The following is a 19,420-nucleotide window of genomic DNA, read 5'->3' as shown; positions in this document are numbered from 1 at the left end:
TCATTCATCCTCTCCCGGTTAAATGGAATGCTGATCCCTATATTCTTGAGGGGTCATCCCGTACACCTTCTTGAACTGCTTAATGAAATACGGCGCGTTCTGATAGCTGCATTTATTTCCGATTTCGTATATTTTAAGATTGGAGGTTTTTAGCAAATAAGCCGATTTCTCCATCCGAATGCGCAGCATATAGTCGGTCAAGCCTTCACCCGTAACCGATTTGTACATTTGTGAGATGTAGACGGGATGCAGATGAACGCGCTCCGCGATCATTTGCAGCGAGATCGGCTTATCCAAATGCTCCTCGATAAATCGCTGTACTTTGGCTATCAGCTTGGAATGGCTATCTGCCGCCTCTCTTTCAAGCGATAAGCGCATACGCGCTGCCAAGCGGAACAGTCCATCCCGAAGCTGTCCGTATGTCTCGAACGATTCGAACGTCAGCGTTTCCCGCTCGCTCGGATCAAGAAAATCGAACAATCCAAATCCGCTTTTGTGAGCGATAAAAGTCAACGCCCCCGTCACAGCGCAGAACGTCTCGAAAGCATGCTCGGCTGAATCACCGAACTCTAGCTCAAGCTCCTTGAAAATAAGGGCAAGCTTTCCCTCGAAAGCATCCCAGCGACCTGCCTCCAGCAAATCCAAAAGCATCGGCGGCTCATAGAGCTGCCTGAGCGTTTGGACAGCCGCTTTTTCTTGATGCTCGCCGAGCGACAGCAGGTAGCCCTTGCCTGTCCCGATATGCTTGCGAAACGCAGCAAGCGCGCTGTTGTAGGAGACAGCCAAATGCTCGGGAAATGGGCCTTCTTCACCGATTACAATCGAGACTGCGCCTTTTAAATAGTTCTCCACTTGCCGCTGAATCAGCTCGCCCAGACGCTCAAGCTGTTCCCTCGCGGCGGCAGCAGTCATTCCTTGCAGCTGCGCCTGATCCCTTTTGACCGCAACAGCCAAATAACCATGCGCTTCCTTGCAAAGCCATACTTGGCAGCACTCGCGCAGCACCTCCTCAGCAACATTGCTGACGGCATATTCAAGCAGCGTCCGATCCTTGTAATCATAATGAACGAACGGCTCCTCCAGCCGGATGAGCAGCAACGAGGCTGACTCGTTCCGAGAGAAAGGAAGCATAAGCTGGGATAGCTTATCGGTTAAAGCATCCGCAGGTATCGTGTGCCCTTGCAGCAGCTCAATAAGCAGATCTCTTCGCAGCAGCGGCAAGTTTTCCCGCATCGTCTTCAGCGTATTGTCGCGGGATATGAGCTCCTCCCACTCCCGCCGAACCGTGCCCAGCGCCTTATCAACGGCTTGGATCAAGTCATCGTCATTCACCGGCTTCAGCAGGTAGTCGGATGCTCCGCCAGTGATCGCACGCTTGGCATATTCAAATTCGGCATGGCCTGTCAATAATATGCACTGCGTGGAAGGCGACGTTTCATGGACCTTGTCCATGAGCTCAAGTCCGGAAATACCGGGCATTCGGATGTCCGTAATGACGAGATCAACAGGATGCCGTCTCATGATGGCAAGCGCATCCGTCACGGAAAACGCCTTGTGAATCGTTCCGATTTTCAGATCCTCGCATGGCAGTGTCGCGGCAACCCCCTCGACTACCGATCTTTCGTCATCCACGATCAGTATTTCATACATGCTCAGCATCCTCCTTCCAACGTACCGTTACGCGCAAGCCGCCAGCAGGGGAGTGGTCAAGCTCAAGTCCCGAACGGCTTCCATACTTATGGATCAGCCGCTGATGGACGTTACGCATGCCGCAGCTTCCATTCGCCTCGCCAGGCAAGCTTATCGTTTCTCGCAGCGCTGCGAGTTCTTCCTCAGTCATGCCGATGCCGTCATCATCAATCGTAATAACAAAACCGTCAGATGAAGACCAGCCTTTGATTGAAATCGATCCCGCATCCTCCTTCTGCTCAATGCCGTGAATGATCGCATTTTCAACGATTGGCTGAAGCAGCAGGCGCGGCAGCGAAAGCTCCTCCATTTGCTCAGGTATATCGATATCGAACTGAATCCGGTTCATGCGCATGTTTTGAATCGATAAATAATTGCTGATTAGCTTTATCTCATCTCTGACGGTCGTATCCTGCTGATCCACATGCGTCGTATAGCGATAATATTCGCCCAGCTTAACCGCCATCGCCATGACGGCCTCCCGCTCGCCAAGCCGAGTCATATTTTTCATAAAGAACAGGCAGTTGTACAAAAAATGTGGATTGATCTGAGATTGCAGCTGCTTGAGCGTTGCTTCTCTGGAGCGCAGCTTCTCCTCATATACGCGGTCGATAAGATCTTGGATCTGCTCGCTCATCAGGTTGAATTGATCAAATAAATAACCAAATTCATCCGTCTTGCCGCTGTCAACGCGAACCGTGTAGTCGCCCTTGCGCAGCCGCTTGGCAGCCAGGAAAAGCTCGCGTATGGGAACCTGAACATTTTTATAGAGAAGAAAAGCAGCAAGTACGCTAATGATGGCAATTACGCTCATCGATAGCCAAAACCAATTGCGGCTGGAAGTGATCGGGTACAATATGCTCTCAAGTGGCACATATTCGATCAAATACCAATCAATCGTATCTGATTTCGTAAACGTAACCATATAGCTTTCGCCCTGAAGCGAGGTAATAAAGCTTCCTTGCTCCTTCGTCATTCCTTTTGTCGTTGCAAACGTAGGAATAAGCTCTTTAATCCGCTCCATATTCGCCGTACGCGTCACAATTGGAGCATAATCCGGATGGTATAGAAACGGGTCGCCCGAGCTGTCCGCTTTAAAGGAAGTCAGCATATCCCCGATATCCTTGACGCCTACTCTAATTTCTCCGATCAGGTCCGCCTGCTCCGTATGATCATAAGCCGATAGCGGCTCCACCGTCCGAAAGACAAACGAGTCGGGAACACGAGAGTTATTCACTGGCTCAAATTTCCATGCAAATGGATCGACCGGCTTGCTTACGATCTCGTCGTGAAACAGCTTCTTGAACGTGATGGAGCCGTGAGTGCTGACGACCTGATCCGATAGCGGCGCATAAAGCGTGTACGAATGTGACCAACCGCCCGTCTTGCCGCGCCGCTCCAGCTCCTCCTGCAGCTCCAGCTTAAGCTGGAACGAGGAATAGCTGCTGGATGCAGGGTCCATTGCGATAAAGGACTTAACCCTCGGCTCAATGCCGAGATTGTTGACCGAGGTCATCAATTGATCGAATTGATCATCAATCTGCTGGACAAGAAAAGAAAGCTTATTGCGGTTATTTTGCTGGATCTCCTCCTGCACAACCTTTACGCTGACTTGATTGGAATACGTATAAAGCGCCACGAACGGAATGAGCAGCAGTCCCATAATGGCTAATATTTTTTTGAAAATATTCGATTTTTCCACTAGGTATGCAGCCCTCTCCGACAAGGAAAAGCACCGATTCCCCTTTAGGAGGAACGGGTGCCAGCCTTGAACCCGATGTCACTTATTCATTGGTTTTTACTGAATTGTACCATTCATTGATTTCATTCGTAATCGTGTCTCCGCCCGACGATTTCCACTGCGCCACGAACGTATCGAACGCATCGATCGGACTTTCGCCGTAAATAATTTTGTTGAACGTTTCCTTCTCGCTCTTATTCAGGAAATCCCAACGCTTCTTATAGGTTTTTGTAGGCGAGCCATTGTAAAGGTTCGGCATCGCATACTCAATCTGGCTGAAGTTAACAGCGCCGGCATGAATGTTTTTATCCAAATCCATCGACGATTTTTTCTCGAAAGCCGTAGCCGGCTCCTTGCCGCCATCCAAATCGTTCATCGTCTTCATAACAAGCGACGGTATACGAGCTCCATCAAACAACAGCGTGTATTTGCCGAGGTTCATCATTGGCTTGTCTTCAGCGAACGCTGCAGCATCCCATGTCGGCTCTCCGTCTTTAATCAAGTAATCATAACCCTCTTCAAAGCCGTATTCAAGCGGACTTCCGGCCTGCGGGTCGCCTTGATTCTCATAGAGATAGTTCGCATAAAGGAAAAACGCTTCCGGATGCTCGAAACTTTTGTTGATCAAAATAACCCCGTTGCTCACGCCCGATTGACTGCGGCCAATATGCCCGTCTGGTCCCGCCGGCAGCGGATAAGCGCTGTAATCTGCGTTTTTGTCGACTTCCTTAACCGCCGGAAGCGGCCAGCCTCCCGCCCAGTATGGCGCAGCTACGATGCCTGCTTTGGCCGAAGAGAACAGTTCGGCTGCCTTGCCCTCGTCATGAAGGCCTGCTTCTTTATGGATATAGCCCTTCTCCATCCAGTCCTTCAGCTTGCCAAGCACCGTCTTTACAGCCGGTTGAATCGAGCCATATGCCAGCTTGCCCTCGCTGTCAGCATTCCACTGTCCCGGCATGACGCCGTAAGCGCCGAACAGGAAGTCTGCATCCGCAAGTCCCCATGTGTTCATTCCGTTTTTCAAGCCGACCGCGAGTCCTACCGTATCTTTATTGCCGTTGCCGTCAGGATCCTGATTCGCGAAAACGTCCATCATTTTCTCCATATCATCGATCGTAGCAGGCGGCTGCAAATTAAATTTTTTCATCCAGTCGTCTCTAATCCAGAGGACCGTATCGTTATTGTTGGAATAGTCCAGTACAGGAATCGCGTATTTCTTGCCGTCACGAACGTACGGATTCCAGACGCTCGCATCCTCGGCCATCGCCGACTTATAAGACTCGCTGGCGTACTTATCAAACAAATCGCCAACCTCGATAAATTTGCCCGAGTCGATCAGCGCATCGATTACATCCTGCGAGCCGCGATATTGCACGATGTCCGGCAGGTCTTCATTTGCTGACAACAACAGTCTAATTTTTGTGTCGATCGAGCTGCTGTCCGCTGTCCATACGTAATTGAGATCGATATTAAACGTCTCTTTCGCCCAGGTTACATGCGGGTTGTTGTTAATATCCTCCCCATCGCGGAACTTCACGTCGCTCGTCATTTGACGGACGATATCCATTTTGACCGGCTCGCTGAATTTCCCCGTTTCCATAACGCTTTCCACAGCGGCCTGATTACCTGGATCGGCAGTTGCTTCACCTGCGTTGCCGCCGTTTCCGTTCGAGCTTGCACAAGCGCCTAACAGACTCGTGCAGATGACAAGCGACGTCAATAAACTCGTAAGCTTCATCCATTGTTTATTCAAAATAACTTCCCCCTTCATATTCTTCTATCGGATTCAACCCTATTCCTTTACGGAGCCAAGCACGATTCCTTTAACGAAAAACTTTTGCAAAAATGGATAGACGGCAATGATCGGCAGTGTAGCGATAAAGATTTGGGCTGTCTTCACCGTTCGATTCGAAAGCTCCTTCATCTCGTCGGCGTTGACGCTCATGCTGCTCAAATCGCGCTGCACGACAAGCGTTTGAAGCAGCGTCGACATCGGATACTTGTCCGTTTGCGTCATATAGATAAGACCGTCGAACCAAGCATTCCAGTGCCCAACCATCGTAAACAACGAGATCGTGGCAAGGGAAGGCAGCGAGATCGGCAAGTAGATTTTCCATAATGCCCGAAAATGTCCCGCGCCATCAATAAACGCGGCTTCCTCCAGCGCCTTCGGCACCGAGGTTCGAAAAAAATTCATCAACAAGATCGTATTATACACGCTAACCGCTCCCGGAAGCACGAGCGCCCAAATCGAATTCAGCAAGCCAAGCTTCTGAACGACCATGTATCCGGGAATAAGGCCGCCGCTGAACAGCATGGTGAACACGAAGAACCAAGCATACATATTGCGTCCTTTGAACTCATTGGTTTCCTTCGACAGCGAATATCCGATCAGTACGGACAAGCCTACAGCTATGGACGTACCGAGCACGGTCCGCAAAACCGAGTTCACGAACGAGCCTACAAAATTGGCATTGGTTAACGTCACCTTATAGGCTTCGAGCGAAAAACCAATCGGCCACAGCTTCACGATGTTCGCATCCGCAGCCGCCGATGAGCTGAACGATACCGCTAGCACGTGAAGCAGAGGAGCGATACATAGGAAGGACAACAAAGCTAGAAACACGCCATTTCCTACTGAAAAAATACGATAAGTTAACGATTGATGATGCATCTGACTCCCCCCTTTTTAGAAGATGCGGTAATTGGCCAGCTTATAGGCGAGCCGGTACGAGATGACGATCAGAACGAAGCTGACTAGCGACTTGAACACGCCCACCGCAGTACCAAAGCCGAAGTCCCCGCCGATTAGCCCTACGCGATAAACATAAGTATCGATGATATCGCCTTTTTCGTAGACCAGCGGATTGTAAAGATTGAAGATTTGATCAAAGCCTGCGTTCAAAATATTTCCGAGCGACAGCGTTGCGACCACAATCGTAATCGGAATGAGCGACGGAATCGTGATCGACAGAGTCTGCTGCCACCGATTTGCTCCGTCAATAAGCGCAGCCTCGTAAAAGTCAGGATTGATGCCGGAAAGCGCAGCCAGAAAGATGATCGTCGAAAAACCAAAGTCCTTCCATACGTCACTGACGATGATCGTGAATCGGAACCAATCGCCGTTGCCGAGGAAGAAGATCGGTTCAATTCCTATCCAGCCAAGCGCTTGATTCACTAGTCCGCCGTCGGTCGACAGCATGTCCAGCAAAATCCCACCGAGAATGACCCAGGATAGAAAATGCGGCAAGTATACAAACGTCTGCACGAACCGCTTAAATACCATTTTCCGCACCTCGTTAAGCAAGAGCGCAAACACCAGCGGCACAATCAGGTGAGCTACAATTTTAATGACTGCGATAAGCAAGGTGTTCCAAATGACCTGCCTTGCATCCGGATATTCGAACATGAGCCTAAAGTTCTCAAAGCCGATCCAATCGGAACGGAAGAAGCCTAACTGCGGCTGAAAGTCCTGAAAGGCCATTACAAGTCCCAGCATCGGCAAATATGAGAAAATAAGAACTAGCACAATTCCCGGCACCAGCATGATATGAAGCGGCCAAGTAAGCTTGAAGTTCCACCTCCGTGCAATCCGTTGTTTCAATAGGTTCTCCCCCTTCCATCCTTAATGTTTTTTCTATGTTAGCGATTACAAGACTAATTGTAGCGCTGCGGAGCCAGGTCCTTATATAACAATGTTTTAAGATTGGTAGCACGATATTAGGGATTATGAGCAGGCAAAAAAAAGAGGCCTTCCCCCGGTGATTGATATCCGGTGTGGAAAGCCTCTTTTAAGCCTTGGCAGGCAGGTCTACTCGTAAATGTACGAGCAGCAGTAATCCGATACTTCAGCAACTTGAAGCTTGAATTTCGTGTTCGCAGGCACTTTGAATTCGCCTTCGCCTTGAATGTGCAGCCACTCGGTTTCGCCAGGCAGCAGCACTTTCAAATCGCCGGCTAAAATCTCCATGATTTCGACGCAGTCTGTTCCAAACTCGTAGTCGCCCGGCAACATAATACCGAGTGTTTTTTTAGTGCCATCCGCGAACAATACAACGCGGCTCGTTACTTTACCATCGAAGTAGACGTTAGCCTTCTTGACGATCGATACGTTATCGAATTGAGACATGGTAGCTGTGATCTCCCTTATATATCGGATGCTAAAGCTTGAAACGCTATTACAGCATTGCTTTTACTTTGCTAACAACATTTTCAACCGTAAAGCCATATTCTTTGATTACGCGATCGCCAGGTGCGGATGCGCCGAAACGGTCGATAGCAAGAATATCGCCTTGGTCTCCTGTGTAACGATCCCAGCCGAATGGATGAGCCATTTCGATTGCAAGGCGGGCTTTAACCTCAGGAAGAATGACAGAGTTTTTGTATTCCTTCGATTGCTTCTCGAACAAATCCCAGCTCGGCATGCTGACGACACGCACTTGAATGCCCTCTTCTGCCAAAGCTTTTTGAGCAGCTACAGCTAGTTGCACCTCAGAGCCTGTTGCAAGAATTTGCGCTTGCGGCTTGCCGTTTGCAGCATCGGATACCACGTATGCTCCGCGGCGAAGGTTGGCGTGAACATCGCTCACTGTGCCTTCAAGGATAGGCAGGTTTTGACGAGTAAGCACAAGTGCTACCGGGTTGCCTGTATTCTCAACGGCATATGCCCAAGCTGCTGAAGTTTCGTTAGCATCAGCCGGACGAATAACCGTAAGGTCAGGGATGATGCGGATCGAAGCAAGCTGCTCGATCGGCTCATGCGTAGGGCCGTCTTCGCCAACTGCGATACTGTCATGCGTCAATACATAAACGACAGGAAGCTTCATCAATGCAGCAAGACGGACAGCAGGACGAAGGTAATCCGTAAATACGAAGAACGTACCGCCGAATACTTTCAAGCCGGAGTGCAGCGCAATACCGTTCATTGCAGCAGCCATACCGAATTCACGAACACCGTAGTACAGATTGCGGCCATCGTAGCTGCCTGGTTTGAACTGCGTCAAACCTTTTAAGTGAGTCATTGTCGAGCTCTCAAGGTCAGCGGATCCGCCGAAAATCGTAGGTACGTTTTTCGCAAGACCGTTAAGCGCGTTGCCTGAAGCTACGCGAGTCGATACCGCGTTGTCTGCCGTTGTGTATGCAGGAAGGTCGGCATCCCAGCCCTCTGGCAATGCGCCGGAGATTGCAAGCTCGAACTGAGCCGCTAGCTCAGGGAAAGCTGCTTTATATGCTGCAAAGCTTGCATCCCACTCTGCATTGGCTTGCTCGCCGCTGCTTTTCACATCTGCGAAATGAGCGCGAACCTCGTCAGGCACATGGAACTGAAGATCTTCCGACCAACCGTAAGCTTGCTTCGTCAATTTGGTTTCATCAGCGCCAAGCGGTGATCCGTGAGGACCTGCATGTCCGCCTTTGCCGCCTTTGTTCGGGCTGCCGTAGCCGATAACCGTTTTTACTTCGATCAAAGTCGGTTTGGAAAGATCTTCCTGCGCATCAGCAACCGCTTTGGAAAGGGCAGCAAGGTCGTTGCCGTCTTCTACGCGAAGCACTTGCCAGCCGTAGCCTTCAAAACGCTTTTGAACGCTCTCGGAATAGGAAAGGCTCAGCTCGCCATCAAGCGAGATATCGTTGGAATCATATAGAACAACCAATTTGCCAAGCTGCAAGTGGCCTGCGAAGGAAGCAGCCTCGTGGGATACGCCCTCCATCAAATCGCCGTCGCCGCAAATGGAATATGTGAAGTGGTTGATTAGATCGTGGCCTTCTTTGTTGTAAGTAGCGCCAAGCTGTGCTTCCGCAATCGCCATACCAACTGCCATTGCAATACCTTGTCCAAGCGGACCAGTCGTTGCATCAACGCCGGCTGTGTGGCCAAACTCAGGGTGTCCTGGTGTCAGGGAGCCCCATTGACGGAAGTTTTTCAGCTCTTCAAGCGGCAAGTCATAGCCGGAAAGGTGAAGAAGGCTGTAAAGCAGCATAGAGCCGTGGCCAGCTGACAAAACAAAGCGGTCGCGGTTAATCCATGTCGGGTTCGATGGGTTGTGCTTCATATTTTTTGCAAACAGCTGATAGCCCATTGGCGCAGCGCCCATTGGCATACCAGGGTGGCCTGATTTCGCTTTCTCGATGGAGTCGATCGCCAGTGTACGGATCGTATCGATTGATAGCTGTTCAATTGATTTTTGTGTAACAGTCATTCCATTTGCCTCCTATGGTCTACTCTAGTCTAATTTCGTCTCGTCATATGGTTTCTCAATAACGATTGCAGCGTCATACCAGTACGCAATAACTTTGAATATTGTATCACTCTGGGTGCTTGTTTTCCATCATAAATAAAAGAACACCCGCATAATTATACAGCTAGTTGAATACAACCGTTTTGTTATTATGCACGATTACGCGATCTTCAATATGCCATTTTACAGCCCGAGCAAGCACAACACGCTCAATCGTCCGCCCAATACGTTTCAAATCGTCCACATTGTCGCGGTGGCTGACGCGCTGAACGTCCTGCTCGATAATTGGTCCGCCGTCTAGCTCCTCCGTCACGTAATGTGCTGTTGCTCCAATGATTTTCACGCCGCGCGTATACGCCTGTGCATAGGGCTTGCCGCCCACGAATGCCGGAAGGAACGAATGGTGAATATTAATGATGCGATTCGGAAACTGCTCGATAAACTTCGGCGAAATAATTTGCATGTAGCGCGCCAATACGACGATATCCGCCTTATCCGCGACAACCTCCATTTGCTTGCGCTCCGCCTCAGCCTTCGTAGCAGCCGTGACCGGGATATGGTGGTAGGCAATGCCGAAGGATTCGACAAGCTCCCGCATATCCGGATGATTGCTGATAACCATTGAGATATCGGCATCGAGATCTCCTGCCTTCCACTGCCACAGCAGCTCAAGCAAGCAATGATCCTCCTTGGATACAAATACGGCAAGACGCTTCTTGCGGCTCGCACGGAAGGTATGCCATTTCATATCGAAACGATCCGCTACTCTTGCGAAATCCTCTACGAGAATAGGAAGCTCCTTATCTAAATCAAGCAAATCAAATTCGAAGCGGATAAAAAACATGCCGCCTTCCGGATCCATCGTATATTGATCCGATTGTACGATATTCGCTCCGTGCTCATATAGGAAATGCGATACGGCCGCAACGATGCCCGAACGATCCGGGCAAGAAATCAGCATGCGGGCACGGCCGCTTTTTCCGCCGAACGCATTGCTGATATCGGACGGGGTGGATTGGGATGACATGGACTTCAAACTTCCTTTCACAACGATATAAAATGAATGATTAAATCGATATTAAACCTTAGCGAGCAGCTCCTTGCCGCCAAACCAAGCGGTAATCCGCTGATTGATTTGTTCCTCCGTCAATTCGGAAGATAGCGGCTGGCCTGCGATCACAAGGTCGTATAGACGCTCCATTGGCTCGCGCGGGTCTGCTTTTTTCGCTTTCGCATCATTTTTCAGCAAATCCCATGTGGACAGTACAAAAACTCTAGGATCAATTTCTTGCTTGCCGAAGAAATGGTGCAGACGCTCTACGTCCTCGAAGAACGTTTCACCTAAGCGGCTTCTGCCATTGCCGTTTAACAAGGCGATTTCCGCTTCATACATTGGCCGCTCCGTCTTGTCTTCCTTGCCGATCCATGGCGTTTCCAAAATGAAAGGACGACCTTTTAGCCCTTCATGACTAACGATCCTTTGGATTGCTTCATGTCCAAGCCAGCCTGCGCCGACCGGAGCATGCCTGTCCTTGCCTGCGCCGCGCGAATTTTTGCTGTCATTCACGTGAACGACCGCTACGCGGTCAAGACCAACTATACGGTCAAACTGCTCCAGCACGCCGTCCAGATCATTAACGAGATCATAGCCAGCATCATGCATATGGCAGGTGTCCATACATACGGTCAGGCGATGATTATCCTGTACCTTGTCGATAATCGCTGCAATCTCTTCAAAGCTGCGGCCGATTTCGGTGCCTTTGCCCGCCATCGTCTCAAGCGCGATGTTCACATTCGTTTCCTTGGTACCGGCAAGCACTTCATTTAAGCCCTCTGCAATACGGACAATGCCATATTCGGCATCCTTATCCGTATAAGCGCCCGGATGAAGGACAATATTACGAACACCGATATAGTCTGTACGACGAATTTCTTCCTGCAAGAAAGAAACCGCGAGCTCATACGTTGAATCCTTGTACGAGCCTAAGTTAACGATATACGGAGCATGTACGACTATTTCATTGATGCCGGATTGCTCCATTAGCGCCTTGCCTTCTTCAATATATAACGTGTCGACCGGCTTCCGTCTTGTATTCTGCGGTGCGCCGGTGTAGATCATGAACGTACCTGAGCCATAGGATAATGCTTCTTGCGCTGCAGTCAGCAGCCCCTTGTCCGAAAATGATACATGGGAACCTATTTTCAACATGAATCTTTCGCCCCTTTCGGTTGATCAAACCTTATTTTACAAGGAATGTCGAAATAAATCTAGGAATACGGTATAATTCATTATTGAGGTGAAAGACACGTATGAAAGTTGCGCCCGATTGGTTTATGTATTTTATCGTTTTTTGGGCGATCGTCATGGTTGGGGCTATGTCGATTGGCGGATTTTTCATGTTTCGAAAATTTCTCAAGGTGCTTCCGATGCGAGACGGCAAGTCTAAGCTCGATTGGCAAAATTACTGGGTAGAGCGCAGCCGCAGCATGTGGAACGACGATTCCAAAGAGCTGCTGGATGAGCTTGTATCTCCAGTGCCAAGCGCTTTTCGCGATATAGCTAAACATTCCATCGCGGCCAAAATCGGCCAGGTGGCGATTGAATACGGCGCATCGACCGTAACGCGCGAGCACTGCATCGAAGGCTACATACGAGCAACTCCAAAACGTGATTACCGCAGCCTAGTTACCTTCCTTGAGCGTCAAGGCATTGACTACGGACCCTATAAGCATTTACTTAATAAATGAGTTTGAGCCGCTCCGTGCGGCTTAAGCTCATTTATTACTTTCTGCAGAAGCAGGCAGGTTGAGTATGCCATTTGCTTCACAGCTTTCATATTCGGTTATATATAAATGTAACCTATCCAGCGTTAATTTCGTTATTACATACAGGAGGTGGTTCTAATGATGAACTCATCGAAGCGAAGAAGAAGCAAAAAAGCAGTTGCAGCAGGAGCAGTTCTTCTAGCTGTTATGCTTGCCACATCAGCTTGTAGCGGTACGAACGCAAACAATGAAAATAAAGGAAACGAACAACAAGGAACGATAGAGGAAGGACCGGCAGTCAGCGAATTGCCTGAGGAAAGCGGGGTGCTTGAGCCTGATGTATCCACGCCTGAGCCGACTGAAGCTCCAGCCAACAACGGTGGAATCGAGGAGCCGGCAGACCCAGTCAAAGTTAGTGAAGGAACGTACAGCGGTCTGAGCGACTCGCACTCCATAGAAATCGAAACGGCGACTGGGACCATTCCGATGCAAATAACGGAAGAGCAAAAGAGCACGATTGAAGCTTTGCCTGATCAAGCAAAAGTAAAATTCGAATATAAAGAAAAAGCGATTGAAGGCGAAGCGACCCTCAAACAAAATTGGCTCGTTAAAATCGAGGAAATCAAGTAATAAGGTAGATGTGAATGAAGGAGCGGACAGGGATGCGGGTTGCAATTGCTGGTGGAACTGGCTTTATCGGGCGTGCGCTAACCAAAGCTTTACTGGAGAGAAACGATGAGGTTTATATTATTTCTCGGCAGAGTTCGAGTGGGCGTTCAGAGCCCTCTGGCGTTACCCGATTTACCTGGAGCGAGCTTGAAGCTGTTCCAGCACTGCTTGAAGGTATCGACGCAATCGTAAATCTTACAGGTGAATCGATTAATCAGCGCTGGACTTCGGCTGCAAAGCAGCGTGTCATGCAATCAAGAATGACAGCAGCAGCCCGCATCGCTAAGCTTATGCAATCGCTCAAGTACAAGCCTCCTCTTGTCGTGAATGCCTCAGGCATTTCTGCATACGGCATTTCGCCAGACGGTATTTTCGATGAATCCAGCCCGACTAAGGTGACTGATTTCTTATCGGAGGTCGTGCAAAAATGGGAGCAGGCCGCTGACACAATTCCTGCCAAGCGGCTGGTCAAGCTCCGTGTTGGCGTCGTATTGGACAAGAAGGAGGGCGCCTTCCCGTTAATGGCCATGCCCTATCGCTTGTTTGGAGGCGGCAAAATCGGCAGCGGAAAGCAGTGGCTTTCTTGGATTCATCTCGAGGATATGATCCAGCTTATTTTGTTTATATTAGACAATGAGGACATAAGCGGACCTGTTAACGGCTCCTCGCCCGACCCAGTCACTAATGATGCTTTTGGCCGCGCAATTGGAAAGGCAATGGGAAGGCCGCATTGGTTTCCAGTGCCAGCCGCACTAATGCGGGTATTGTTTGGCGAAATGTCAACGCTGCTACTAGACGGGCAGCGGGCGCTGCCTCGCAAGGCGCTTGAGCACGGATTTACCTTCAAATATCCGACCGTGGATGCTGCCATGAATGAATTAGTAGGCAGTCATCGATAAGATAGATCTCTTCAAACCGATTTAAGCTCGTAGGAAGGGCCTTTCTCGCCTGCTAATTGGATAACGTCGCCTAGTGAAAGCTTATAGCTTTTGTAAGGAATCATCGCTTGTCCATTTAGCAGGCTGCCATTCCTGGACCCCAGATCCTTTGCTTTAAACTCCCCCTTCAAGCGCTCAATCTCCAAGTGAAGGCGCGATACTCCACTGGCAATATCCGCATAGCTTACCTGCTCGCCCATCCGGCCTATTTTAAAGCATCCCTCAACTAATTCCAGTCTCGTAGCTTGGCCCTCCCAGCTTCTTTGGAGCCATTCAGTAAGCTCGCCAGAAGTCTCTTTTTGCTGCTCCCTCGCAAGTTGAACTGTTGGTTCAACAATAGGAAACATCGAATTCGCAGCGACCACATGCAGCGAAGCTTTAGAATGGGGCTTGCTCTCTTCATAATGGTCTTCCGGTGATGGCTTCGAACCTGTCGTACTCTTATTTTGTTCATCGTATATATTCGCAAGCTCTGGGAACATTCTCAAGTCTGGCTCATATTGGTCCATATCAAATTCGGCATCCAATGAGGCGGCATGCGTTTTCCTCCAAACTAGCAGCATACCAGCTAGAAGCAGCAGAGTGATGCCCAAGCTGATCAGCAGGCTTTGCCTCGTTTCAGCAACAAAATAAACAAACCGCCATACGCATGCTATCACGATGATGAAACCAGCTGATAGAAGCCATTTTTTCTTTTTATCTGACGTTGTCTCTTCAAAGCTATCATCCCAATCCTCCAGAATATCGTTAGAGGAAGTATTTATGTCAGTATATGCTTCCAACTGGGAGGAAAAAGTCTGCTGTGGCTGCTGCAAGTCTTGGAAGCTTGGCGGCTCAGCTTGTTGATTATCGCTTTTCCATGAATAGGTCTCTGTATGTACAGACTGAAAGGAATGTCGGGAATGCTGTGCTTGCTGGGATTCTTCTTGCACTTGCCGGGCTTGCTGAGTTTGCTGGGACTCGTCGGCTAGCCGGGAACGCTGGGATTGCTGGGACTCTTGCGCTTTCTTAGAGTTCTGGGATTGCTGGTACTCATGTTCTTGCCGAAAATGTTGTGCTTGCTGCCTATGTACCGTTTGAACTGCTCCATTATGCTGCACGGAAGGAGGTTCTCCTATCAGCTTCAGAAGCGTAGCCCGCAGCTCAGCTAGCGGCCATCTTGTACCCGTTAAATGATGCAGAACCTGCTTTAATCCCTCTCCGTCGATTTGATCGATATACGAGGTGAAACGAACAATCAACGACAAGAGGTCGCCTGTACCGACAGCTTGGTCAGCAGCATCTCCTTTCATAGGCACGTATGCTAAGCGAATGTCATGCAAATGATGCCCGAAAAAAATAAATTGCTCGTCGAGCAAGCAGCCTTCCGGCCGCAGCATATAGTGCTTGCACTCAAAAAGAGCATCCGTAACGGCTAATATTAGCGAATAGTACTGCTCCATCGTAAGCTTCTGCTGCTGCAGACGGTGAAGGAGCATTTTCATGCCCGACAGCTTATATCGAAAGATTAGCTTGCCATCCAGCTCAAACCAATCAACTGGCAGCAGAAAAGGAATCCGCTCGCTCTGCAGCATTTGAATTTCGATTTCATCAAGCTCGCTCCTATATATGCCGCCTTCTCGATCAAGCGTCATCTCATGCCCTTGATTCATAGTAAAATCAACGCGATAGCTTTGCACGCCACCTTCATCTCCCTTCAAATCTGCTAGCTTAGCTGATCATTGACCATACCGTAATAGCTGCAGGCGCAACCGCCAGCATAAACGGAAACTTCTTGCCTGAGTCCGCCCACTGCAGCCACTGGCTCCTTTTCCATCCTGCTGCTGGAGCGAGGATGGCAGTTACGCCTGCCGTCATTTTCTTGCCGAAAGCACGATTCACAACAACAAGACATACCCCGATCGCCCCTGCGTACAAAATGGCATATAGCATCATTTGCAGCACGACACATACTCCTACCCAAGCTCCCAGCGCACCAAACAGCTTCACGTCGCCGGCGCCAATCCCTCTCGCCAAGTGAAGCAGCAGCAATGGAACGAAGCCTGCGGCTGCGCCGACAGCTGCTTTTGCCAATCCATCTATTCCGCTATAGGCAGCATGATAGATAAATGCAGCAGCAAAAAAACTGACCGTTAGCCGATTCGGAATAATCTGCGCCTTCAAATCCGTCACGAAAGCAATAATCAACAACACGGCTGTAGCAGCCGTCATCATGAAACTCATGCTAACTCCCTCTCCGTTTCTGTTTTTTTTCAACTGCCACCGCTGCTTTTTTTCACTTCAAAATGCATTGATACTTGATTGGCCTGCTTGCTCGTTTCTGAAGCTGTAAGCTCCCAAATGCCGGGTGTTGTATTTCCGGATACATGCCAAGTCCACGTCACATAGCCATTGGCATCGGCAACGGCTGCTCCCAGATGCTTCGCTTTGCTTGAGCCGCTTTTGTAGGCGACATCAAGCGATATAGCAGCATTCGGCTCCGTCTTGACCGTAACGGTCGCCTTCCTTCCAGGCCGCAGCGGCGTCGGTTCGATAGCCACGATTTGGATCGGGATATTTTCTTGTTCAACGCTTTCCATTCCATATCTGGCAGGAGCAGAATCACTTATCCAAACACGCTCGGAGGCTTGCTCCTTAAGCACGATTGGCCTCCCGTAGAAAGGAAGCTTTAACGGGAAATCATACTCCACCGAAATAGCTAAATAAGGCTCATCTTTCTTCCCTAGATCAGGCAGCGTTAGCCAGTCCAGCCTTAGCCGCTTCGGATCGATAATGGCAGCATCCGCAAATTCTCTTAGTAACGGTTCAATGACGGCTCGTCCTATTTCCGTTGCGGCCATATTTTGAAGAGGCCTAAAATCACCACGCAGCGCGGACGATACCATCTCCCCAGCCGGCGATGGAAGCCACTCCGACGCTTCTGCCGCAATCTCGCTCCATGAGGACAAAGGAAATCGCGCTTGTACAGGCACTGGAATCTGGGCTGCCGCCTGCTGCCATGCCAGCTCTACAGGATGAATATTTGTTGCCATTTGCCTTACCGTCTGAGATGCCGCGGAGTGCAGTGCCATCTGTACAGCACATAGACGAATGAGCATAACAAACACAAGCAGTATAATCATTATCATAGGCATAACTAACGCAGCTTCTAAAACGATTGAGCCTTGTTCATTTCTGCGGCATCGGCATCTAATAGGACCAGCCAATCGTTTGTGTCGTCTCATAGCGATTGCCGACAACCTTTCCTTCCAAAAGTCCGAACTTACCGAGCACTTGCATCATGCCAGGCACAAACCATAGCTGCGCAGAAACCTTACCCTCTCCCGTCACTCCGCTCGGAACGGCTGAAAGCGTCGTTCCGCTATTTTGCTCGATGACCGCAATCATGCGGGCTAGGCTTGCTCCATTCTCCGCGCCATGCATAAGAATGAACAACCGTAAATAGTCCGTATACGACAGCTCAACTCTCACATATTTAGACAAAGGCGCTGAACCTCGTTCAGTGAAGGCAAGCATATCCTCTATCGTCTTCTCCAAGCCGTAAATAAGTGCCGCTGACAAAATAAGTAACGGATGGCCCAGCGATCTGCTTTCAATCAAACCTTCCATCGTCCTTATAGCAAGTCGAGCCGCAAACAGCTCTCCGTATGCCGCTGCAATATTACCGATTGGATTATGAAAGCCATAGATGATATACTCCGCCTCCTGATTATTAAAAGAGACTGCTTGCGAAAGCTCTGATACATTTCCATCCGTCATCATCGACCGCAAATACTGCGGAGCAAAATGAGAGTAACGACTAATCACGTACTCGCCATAATAAACCGAATCCCTTGCCCGCTCCAGCATTCCGGACATACCCGAAAATAAACCGTCCATCAAGGCAGTTGATTGTTCGGCAGCCTCATGTGCATCGACCGCTTGTCCTGCCCCGGCCGCCGCCGCCGTGTTGTCTGACTGCTGATTAAACATTAAGTTTTCGTTATAACGCATCTTAACCTGCTCAAAAGTTTGCATATGCTCTTCCGTCTGAGGGATGGCTGTCAAGCCGTGAAGCATGCCGCGCGCCCGCTTCCACAGCGATCCGGCTTGCTCCTCCTGCTGCTTAAGCTGCGCTTTGATATTGCCTTGCTCAAGCGCCTGCTTGCGACTAACAATGACGCCAGCGGGAAGGATATATTTCTCTTCATACGTACCGTATGCCAATCGCAAGCTAGCCGCACTTTCCAGCAATCTATCCGGAGCCTTACTTTTAATCGGCTTCACCAAGGATGCCAAGCTGCTAGATTGAAAACCTCCCGCCTCCATATCGACGGCTGATGCAGCTGTTCCTTGCGCCTCTAGCTCCTGCCTATAGTCGTTAAACCAACCATCAGGCTTTACAAGCTCCGTTGCAGCTTCCTTCACCTGCTTAATATCAGATGCGGCGCTTGCCGGAACAAAGTGCTGCTCCGAGCCTGTTACGCTGCGCCTTGACACCGCATCATAATCAGCTAGATTTGACTGCTGATTCGCTTGTTGAACGAGCCTCAGCATATCCTCATTCAGTAATCGTGCGGCTTCCAGCTCCTTAATAGCATTTCCATGCAGCTTTACATGCTGCTTCAGCATCCCTCCGCTCACACGGCGAAGTTCAATGACGAACGCTCTGACTTTATTCTCATATTCCGCAATCTCACTCGTATACTTTGCTTTCTCTCCAGGAGGCAGCGATTGATCATGCATAACCATTTCAGCATAGTCTTCGTATTCGCTAGCGATGCCAAGAGCGGTTTCACCAGCCAACGCTACTCCTCCCGTCTGGACGGGAATCATCGCTGCTATGCCGCTTTCTCCTACCGTTACAGCGGATTGCTCCTGCAGCACCAGCACTCTGGCAAGGTGAGCTTCCCGCTTCTCGTAAAGCCTGCGCATTTTCTCAAGCAGATTGACTGCAACGGAAGCTTCCTTCATCGCCCCTGCCATGGGCACAAACCTCGCAGCAAGCTCCAGCGTAAAATCAATAGGCGCCTTATACTTCATCTCCTCAAGCACCTGCCTGCCAAACACATCATGCCTGCCTAGAAACGACGCAGCATGCAGCTCAGAGGACTCTAGCTTCGAGCGAACCAGCTTCATGCCTTGTTTATTCGAATCAATAGCTCCTTCTGCATTAGCTTTCATCGCCTCTGCGAAGAGCATTTTCCCTTCTGTTCCGCCGCGCCCGAACAGCCCATATCTCTCATAAAGAACAGAATCGTAGGCAGAGAGCACGGAACGAACGCTGGAGCGGACAGCATCTTCAGTAAGCTTATGCAAGGCTGCAATCCGGGCATAATCAATGAGCAAAGAGAAAAATAGCAGCAGCGCGGATAATACGATGACCGAAAATGTCGTCACTG

Annotated in this window: 16 protein-coding genes; 3 read left to right on the top strand and 13 right to left on the bottom strand. The window is 49.7% G+C overall.

Annotated elements, in window-relative coordinates; translation table 11 throughout:
- Positions 1–18: 18 nt before the first annotated feature.
- The 9 genes from HI950_RS20545 to HI950_RS20505 all read right to left on the bottom strand — a co-directional run bounded on the left by HI950_RS20545 (position 19) and on the right by HI950_RS20505 (position 11,875).
- Positions 19–1,650 (bottom strand): response regulator, encoded by a 1,632-nt coding sequence (locus HI950_RS20545; RefSeq protein ID WP_169086476.1) that lies wholly within the window; start codon positions 1,648–1,650, stop codon positions 19–21.
- Positions 1,643–3,391 carry a histidine kinase gene (locus HI950_RS36790; RefSeq protein WP_169086478.1) on the bottom strand — a complete coding sequence of 583 codons (1,749 nt, stop codon included), beginning with the start codon at positions 3,389–3,391 and terminating at the stop codon, positions 1,643–1,645. The genes HI950_RS20545 and HI950_RS36790 overlap by 8 nt, the downstream gene beginning before the upstream one ends.
- 82 nt (positions 3,392–3,473) lie before the next feature.
- A complete protein-coding gene (locus tag HI950_RS20535) occupies positions 3,474–5,183 on the bottom strand; it encodes an extracellular solute-binding protein (RefSeq protein ID WP_169086480.1) in 1,710 nt (569 codons plus the stop codon).
- Positions 5,184–5,222: 39 nt separating this feature from the next.
- Positions 5,223–6,104: a carbohydrate ABC transporter permease gene (locus tag HI950_RS20530; protein WP_169086481.1), complete on the bottom strand. Its 882-nt coding sequence runs from the start codon at positions 6,102–6,104 to the stop codon at positions 5,223–5,225.
- A 15-nt stretch (positions 6,105–6,119) separates the two neighbouring features.
- Positions 6,120–6,977 (bottom strand): ABC transporter permease, encoded by an 858-nt coding sequence (locus HI950_RS20525; RefSeq protein WP_169086645.1) that lies wholly within the window; start codon positions 6,975–6,977, stop codon positions 6,120–6,122.
- A 264-nt stretch (positions 6,978–7,241) separates the two neighbouring features.
- The gene (gene ppnP, locus HI950_RS20520; RefSeq protein WP_169086483.1) at positions 7,242–7,559 is read right to left on the bottom strand and encodes a pyrimidine/purine nucleoside phosphorylase; all 318 of its coding nucleotides are present in this window, start codon (positions 7,557–7,559) and stop codon (positions 7,242–7,244) included.
- A gap of 49 nt (positions 7,560–7,608) precedes the next feature.
- The gene (tkt, locus tag HI950_RS20515; protein WP_169086485.1) at positions 7,609–9,627 is read right to left on the bottom strand and encodes a transketolase; all 2,019 of its coding nucleotides are present in this window, start codon (positions 9,625–9,627) and stop codon (positions 7,609–7,611) included.
- A 163-nt stretch (positions 9,628–9,790) separates the two neighbouring features.
- Positions 9,791–10,693, bottom strand: a complete 903-nt coding sequence (purU, locus tag HI950_RS20510; RefSeq protein ID WP_169086487.1) for a formyltetrahydrofolate deformylase — start codon at positions 10,691–10,693, stop codon at positions 9,791–9,793.
- Positions 10,694–10,744: 51 nt separating this feature from the next.
- The gene (locus tag HI950_RS20505; RefSeq protein WP_169086489.1) at positions 10,745–11,875 is read right to left on the bottom strand and encodes a deoxyribonuclease IV; all 1,131 of its coding nucleotides are present in this window, start codon (positions 11,873–11,875) and stop codon (positions 10,745–10,747) included.
- Between the two features lie 101 nt (positions 11,876–11,976).
- Here HI950_RS20505 and HI950_RS20500 point away from each other — a divergent pair, with 101 nt between their 5' ends.
- The 3 genes from HI950_RS20500 to HI950_RS20490 all read left to right on the top strand — a co-directional run bounded on the left by HI950_RS20500 (position 11,977) and on the right by HI950_RS20490 (position 14,000).
- Entirely contained in the window at positions 11,977–12,414 is a 438-nt protein-coding gene (locus HI950_RS20500; RefSeq protein ID WP_169086491.1) for a DUF2621 domain-containing protein, read from the top strand.
- 156 nt (positions 12,415–12,570) lie between these two features.
- Positions 12,571–13,062, top strand: coding sequence for a hypothetical protein (locus tag HI950_RS20495; RefSeq protein WP_169086493.1), 492 nt, complete (start codon positions 12,571–12,573; stop codon positions 13,060–13,062).
- A 32-nt stretch (positions 13,063–13,094) separates the two neighbouring features.
- Complete coding sequence (locus tag HI950_RS20490; RefSeq protein ID WP_169086495.1) at positions 13,095–14,000, top strand: TIGR01777 family oxidoreductase; 906 nt, start codon at positions 13,095–13,097, stop codon at positions 13,998–14,000.
- Between the two features lie 11 nt (positions 14,001–14,011).
- On the opposite strand, the gene HI950_RS20485 is transcribed toward HI950_RS20490, so the two are convergent.
- From HI950_RS20485 to HI950_RS20470, 4 genes are read right to left on the bottom strand one after another with little or no spacing between them, the layout of a single operon-like run.
- Positions 14,012–15,718 (bottom strand): DUF6382 and FHA domain-containing protein, encoded by a 1,707-nt coding sequence (locus HI950_RS20485; RefSeq protein ID WP_169086497.1) that lies wholly within the window; start codon positions 15,716–15,718, stop codon positions 14,012–14,014.
- 31 nt (positions 15,719–15,749) lie between these two features.
- Positions 15,750–16,262 carry an A24 family peptidase gene (locus HI950_RS20480; protein WP_169086499.1) on the bottom strand — a complete coding sequence of 171 codons (513 nt, stop codon included), beginning with the start codon at positions 16,260–16,262 and terminating at the stop codon, positions 15,750–15,752.
- Positions 16,263–16,291: 29 nt separating this feature from the next.
- Positions 16,292–17,173, bottom strand: a complete 882-nt coding sequence (locus HI950_RS20475) for a hypothetical protein (RefSeq protein WP_169086501.1) — start codon at positions 17,171–17,173, stop codon at positions 16,292–16,294.
- Between the two features lie 55 nt (positions 17,174–17,228).
- The gene (locus HI950_RS20470) at positions 17,229–19,418 is read right to left on the bottom strand and encodes a hypothetical protein (protein WP_187768135.1); all 2,190 of its coding nucleotides are present in this window, start codon (positions 19,416–19,418) and stop codon (positions 17,229–17,231) included.
- Positions 19,419–19,420 lie beyond the last annotated feature (2 nt).

Origin of the sequence: Paenibacillus sp. PL91 (genome assembly GCF_012935325.2) — a bacterium.
GTDB lineage: Bacteria > Bacillota > Bacilli > Paenibacillales > Paenibacillaceae > Pristimantibacillus.
Note: the sequence above shows the minus strand (reverse complement) of the source record. Positions and strands in the feature narration are given on the sequence as shown.

What these genes read in the sequence shown, in the direction of transcription:
- tkt (WP_169086485.1), bottom strand. Translation starts at nt 9,627, where the DNA reads ATGACTGTTACACAAAAATCAATTGAACAGCTATCAATCGATACGATC.
- HI950_RS20495 (WP_169086493.1), top strand. Translation starts at nt 12,571, where the DNA reads ATGATGAACTCATCGAAGCGAAGAAGAAGCAAAAAAGCAGTTGCAGCA.
- purU (WP_169086487.1), bottom strand. Translation starts at nt 10,693, where the DNA reads ATGTCATCCCAATCCACCCCGTCCGATATCAGCAATGCGTTCGGCGGA.
- HI950_RS20500 (WP_169086491.1), top strand. Translation starts at nt 11,977, where the DNA reads ATGAAAGTTGCGCCCGATTGGTTTATGTATTTTATCGTTTTTTGGGCG.
- ppnP (WP_169086483.1), bottom strand. Translation starts at nt 7,559, where the DNA reads ATGTCTCAATTCGATAACGTATCGATCGTCAAGAAGGCTAACGTCTAC.
- HI950_RS20525 (WP_169086645.1), bottom strand. Translation starts at nt 6,977, where the DNA reads ATGCTGGTGCCGGGAATTGTGCTAGTTCTTATTTTCTCATATTTGCCG.
- HI950_RS20475 (WP_169086501.1), bottom strand. Translation starts at nt 17,173, where the DNA reads ATGCCTATGATAATGATTATACTGCTTGTGTTTGTTATGCTCATTCGT.
- HI950_RS20530 (WP_169086481.1), bottom strand. Translation starts at nt 6,104, where the DNA reads ATGCATCATCAATCGTTAACTTATCGTATTTTTTCAGTAGGAAATGGC.
- HI950_RS20480 (WP_169086499.1), bottom strand. Translation starts at nt 16,262, where the DNA reads ATGAGTTTCATGATGACGGCTGCTACAGCCGTGTTGTTGATTATTGCT.
- HI950_RS20505 (WP_169086489.1), bottom strand. Translation starts at nt 11,875, where the DNA reads ATGTTGAAAATAGGTTCCCATGTATCATTTTCGGACAAGGGGCTGCTG.
- HI950_RS20490 (WP_169086495.1), top strand. Translation starts at nt 13,095, where the DNA reads ATGCGGGTTGCAATTGCTGGTGGAACTGGCTTTATCGGGCGTGCGCTA.
- HI950_RS20545 (WP_169086476.1), bottom strand. Translation starts at nt 1,650, where the DNA reads ATGTATGAAATACTGATCGTGGATGACGAAAGATCGGTAGTCGAGGGG.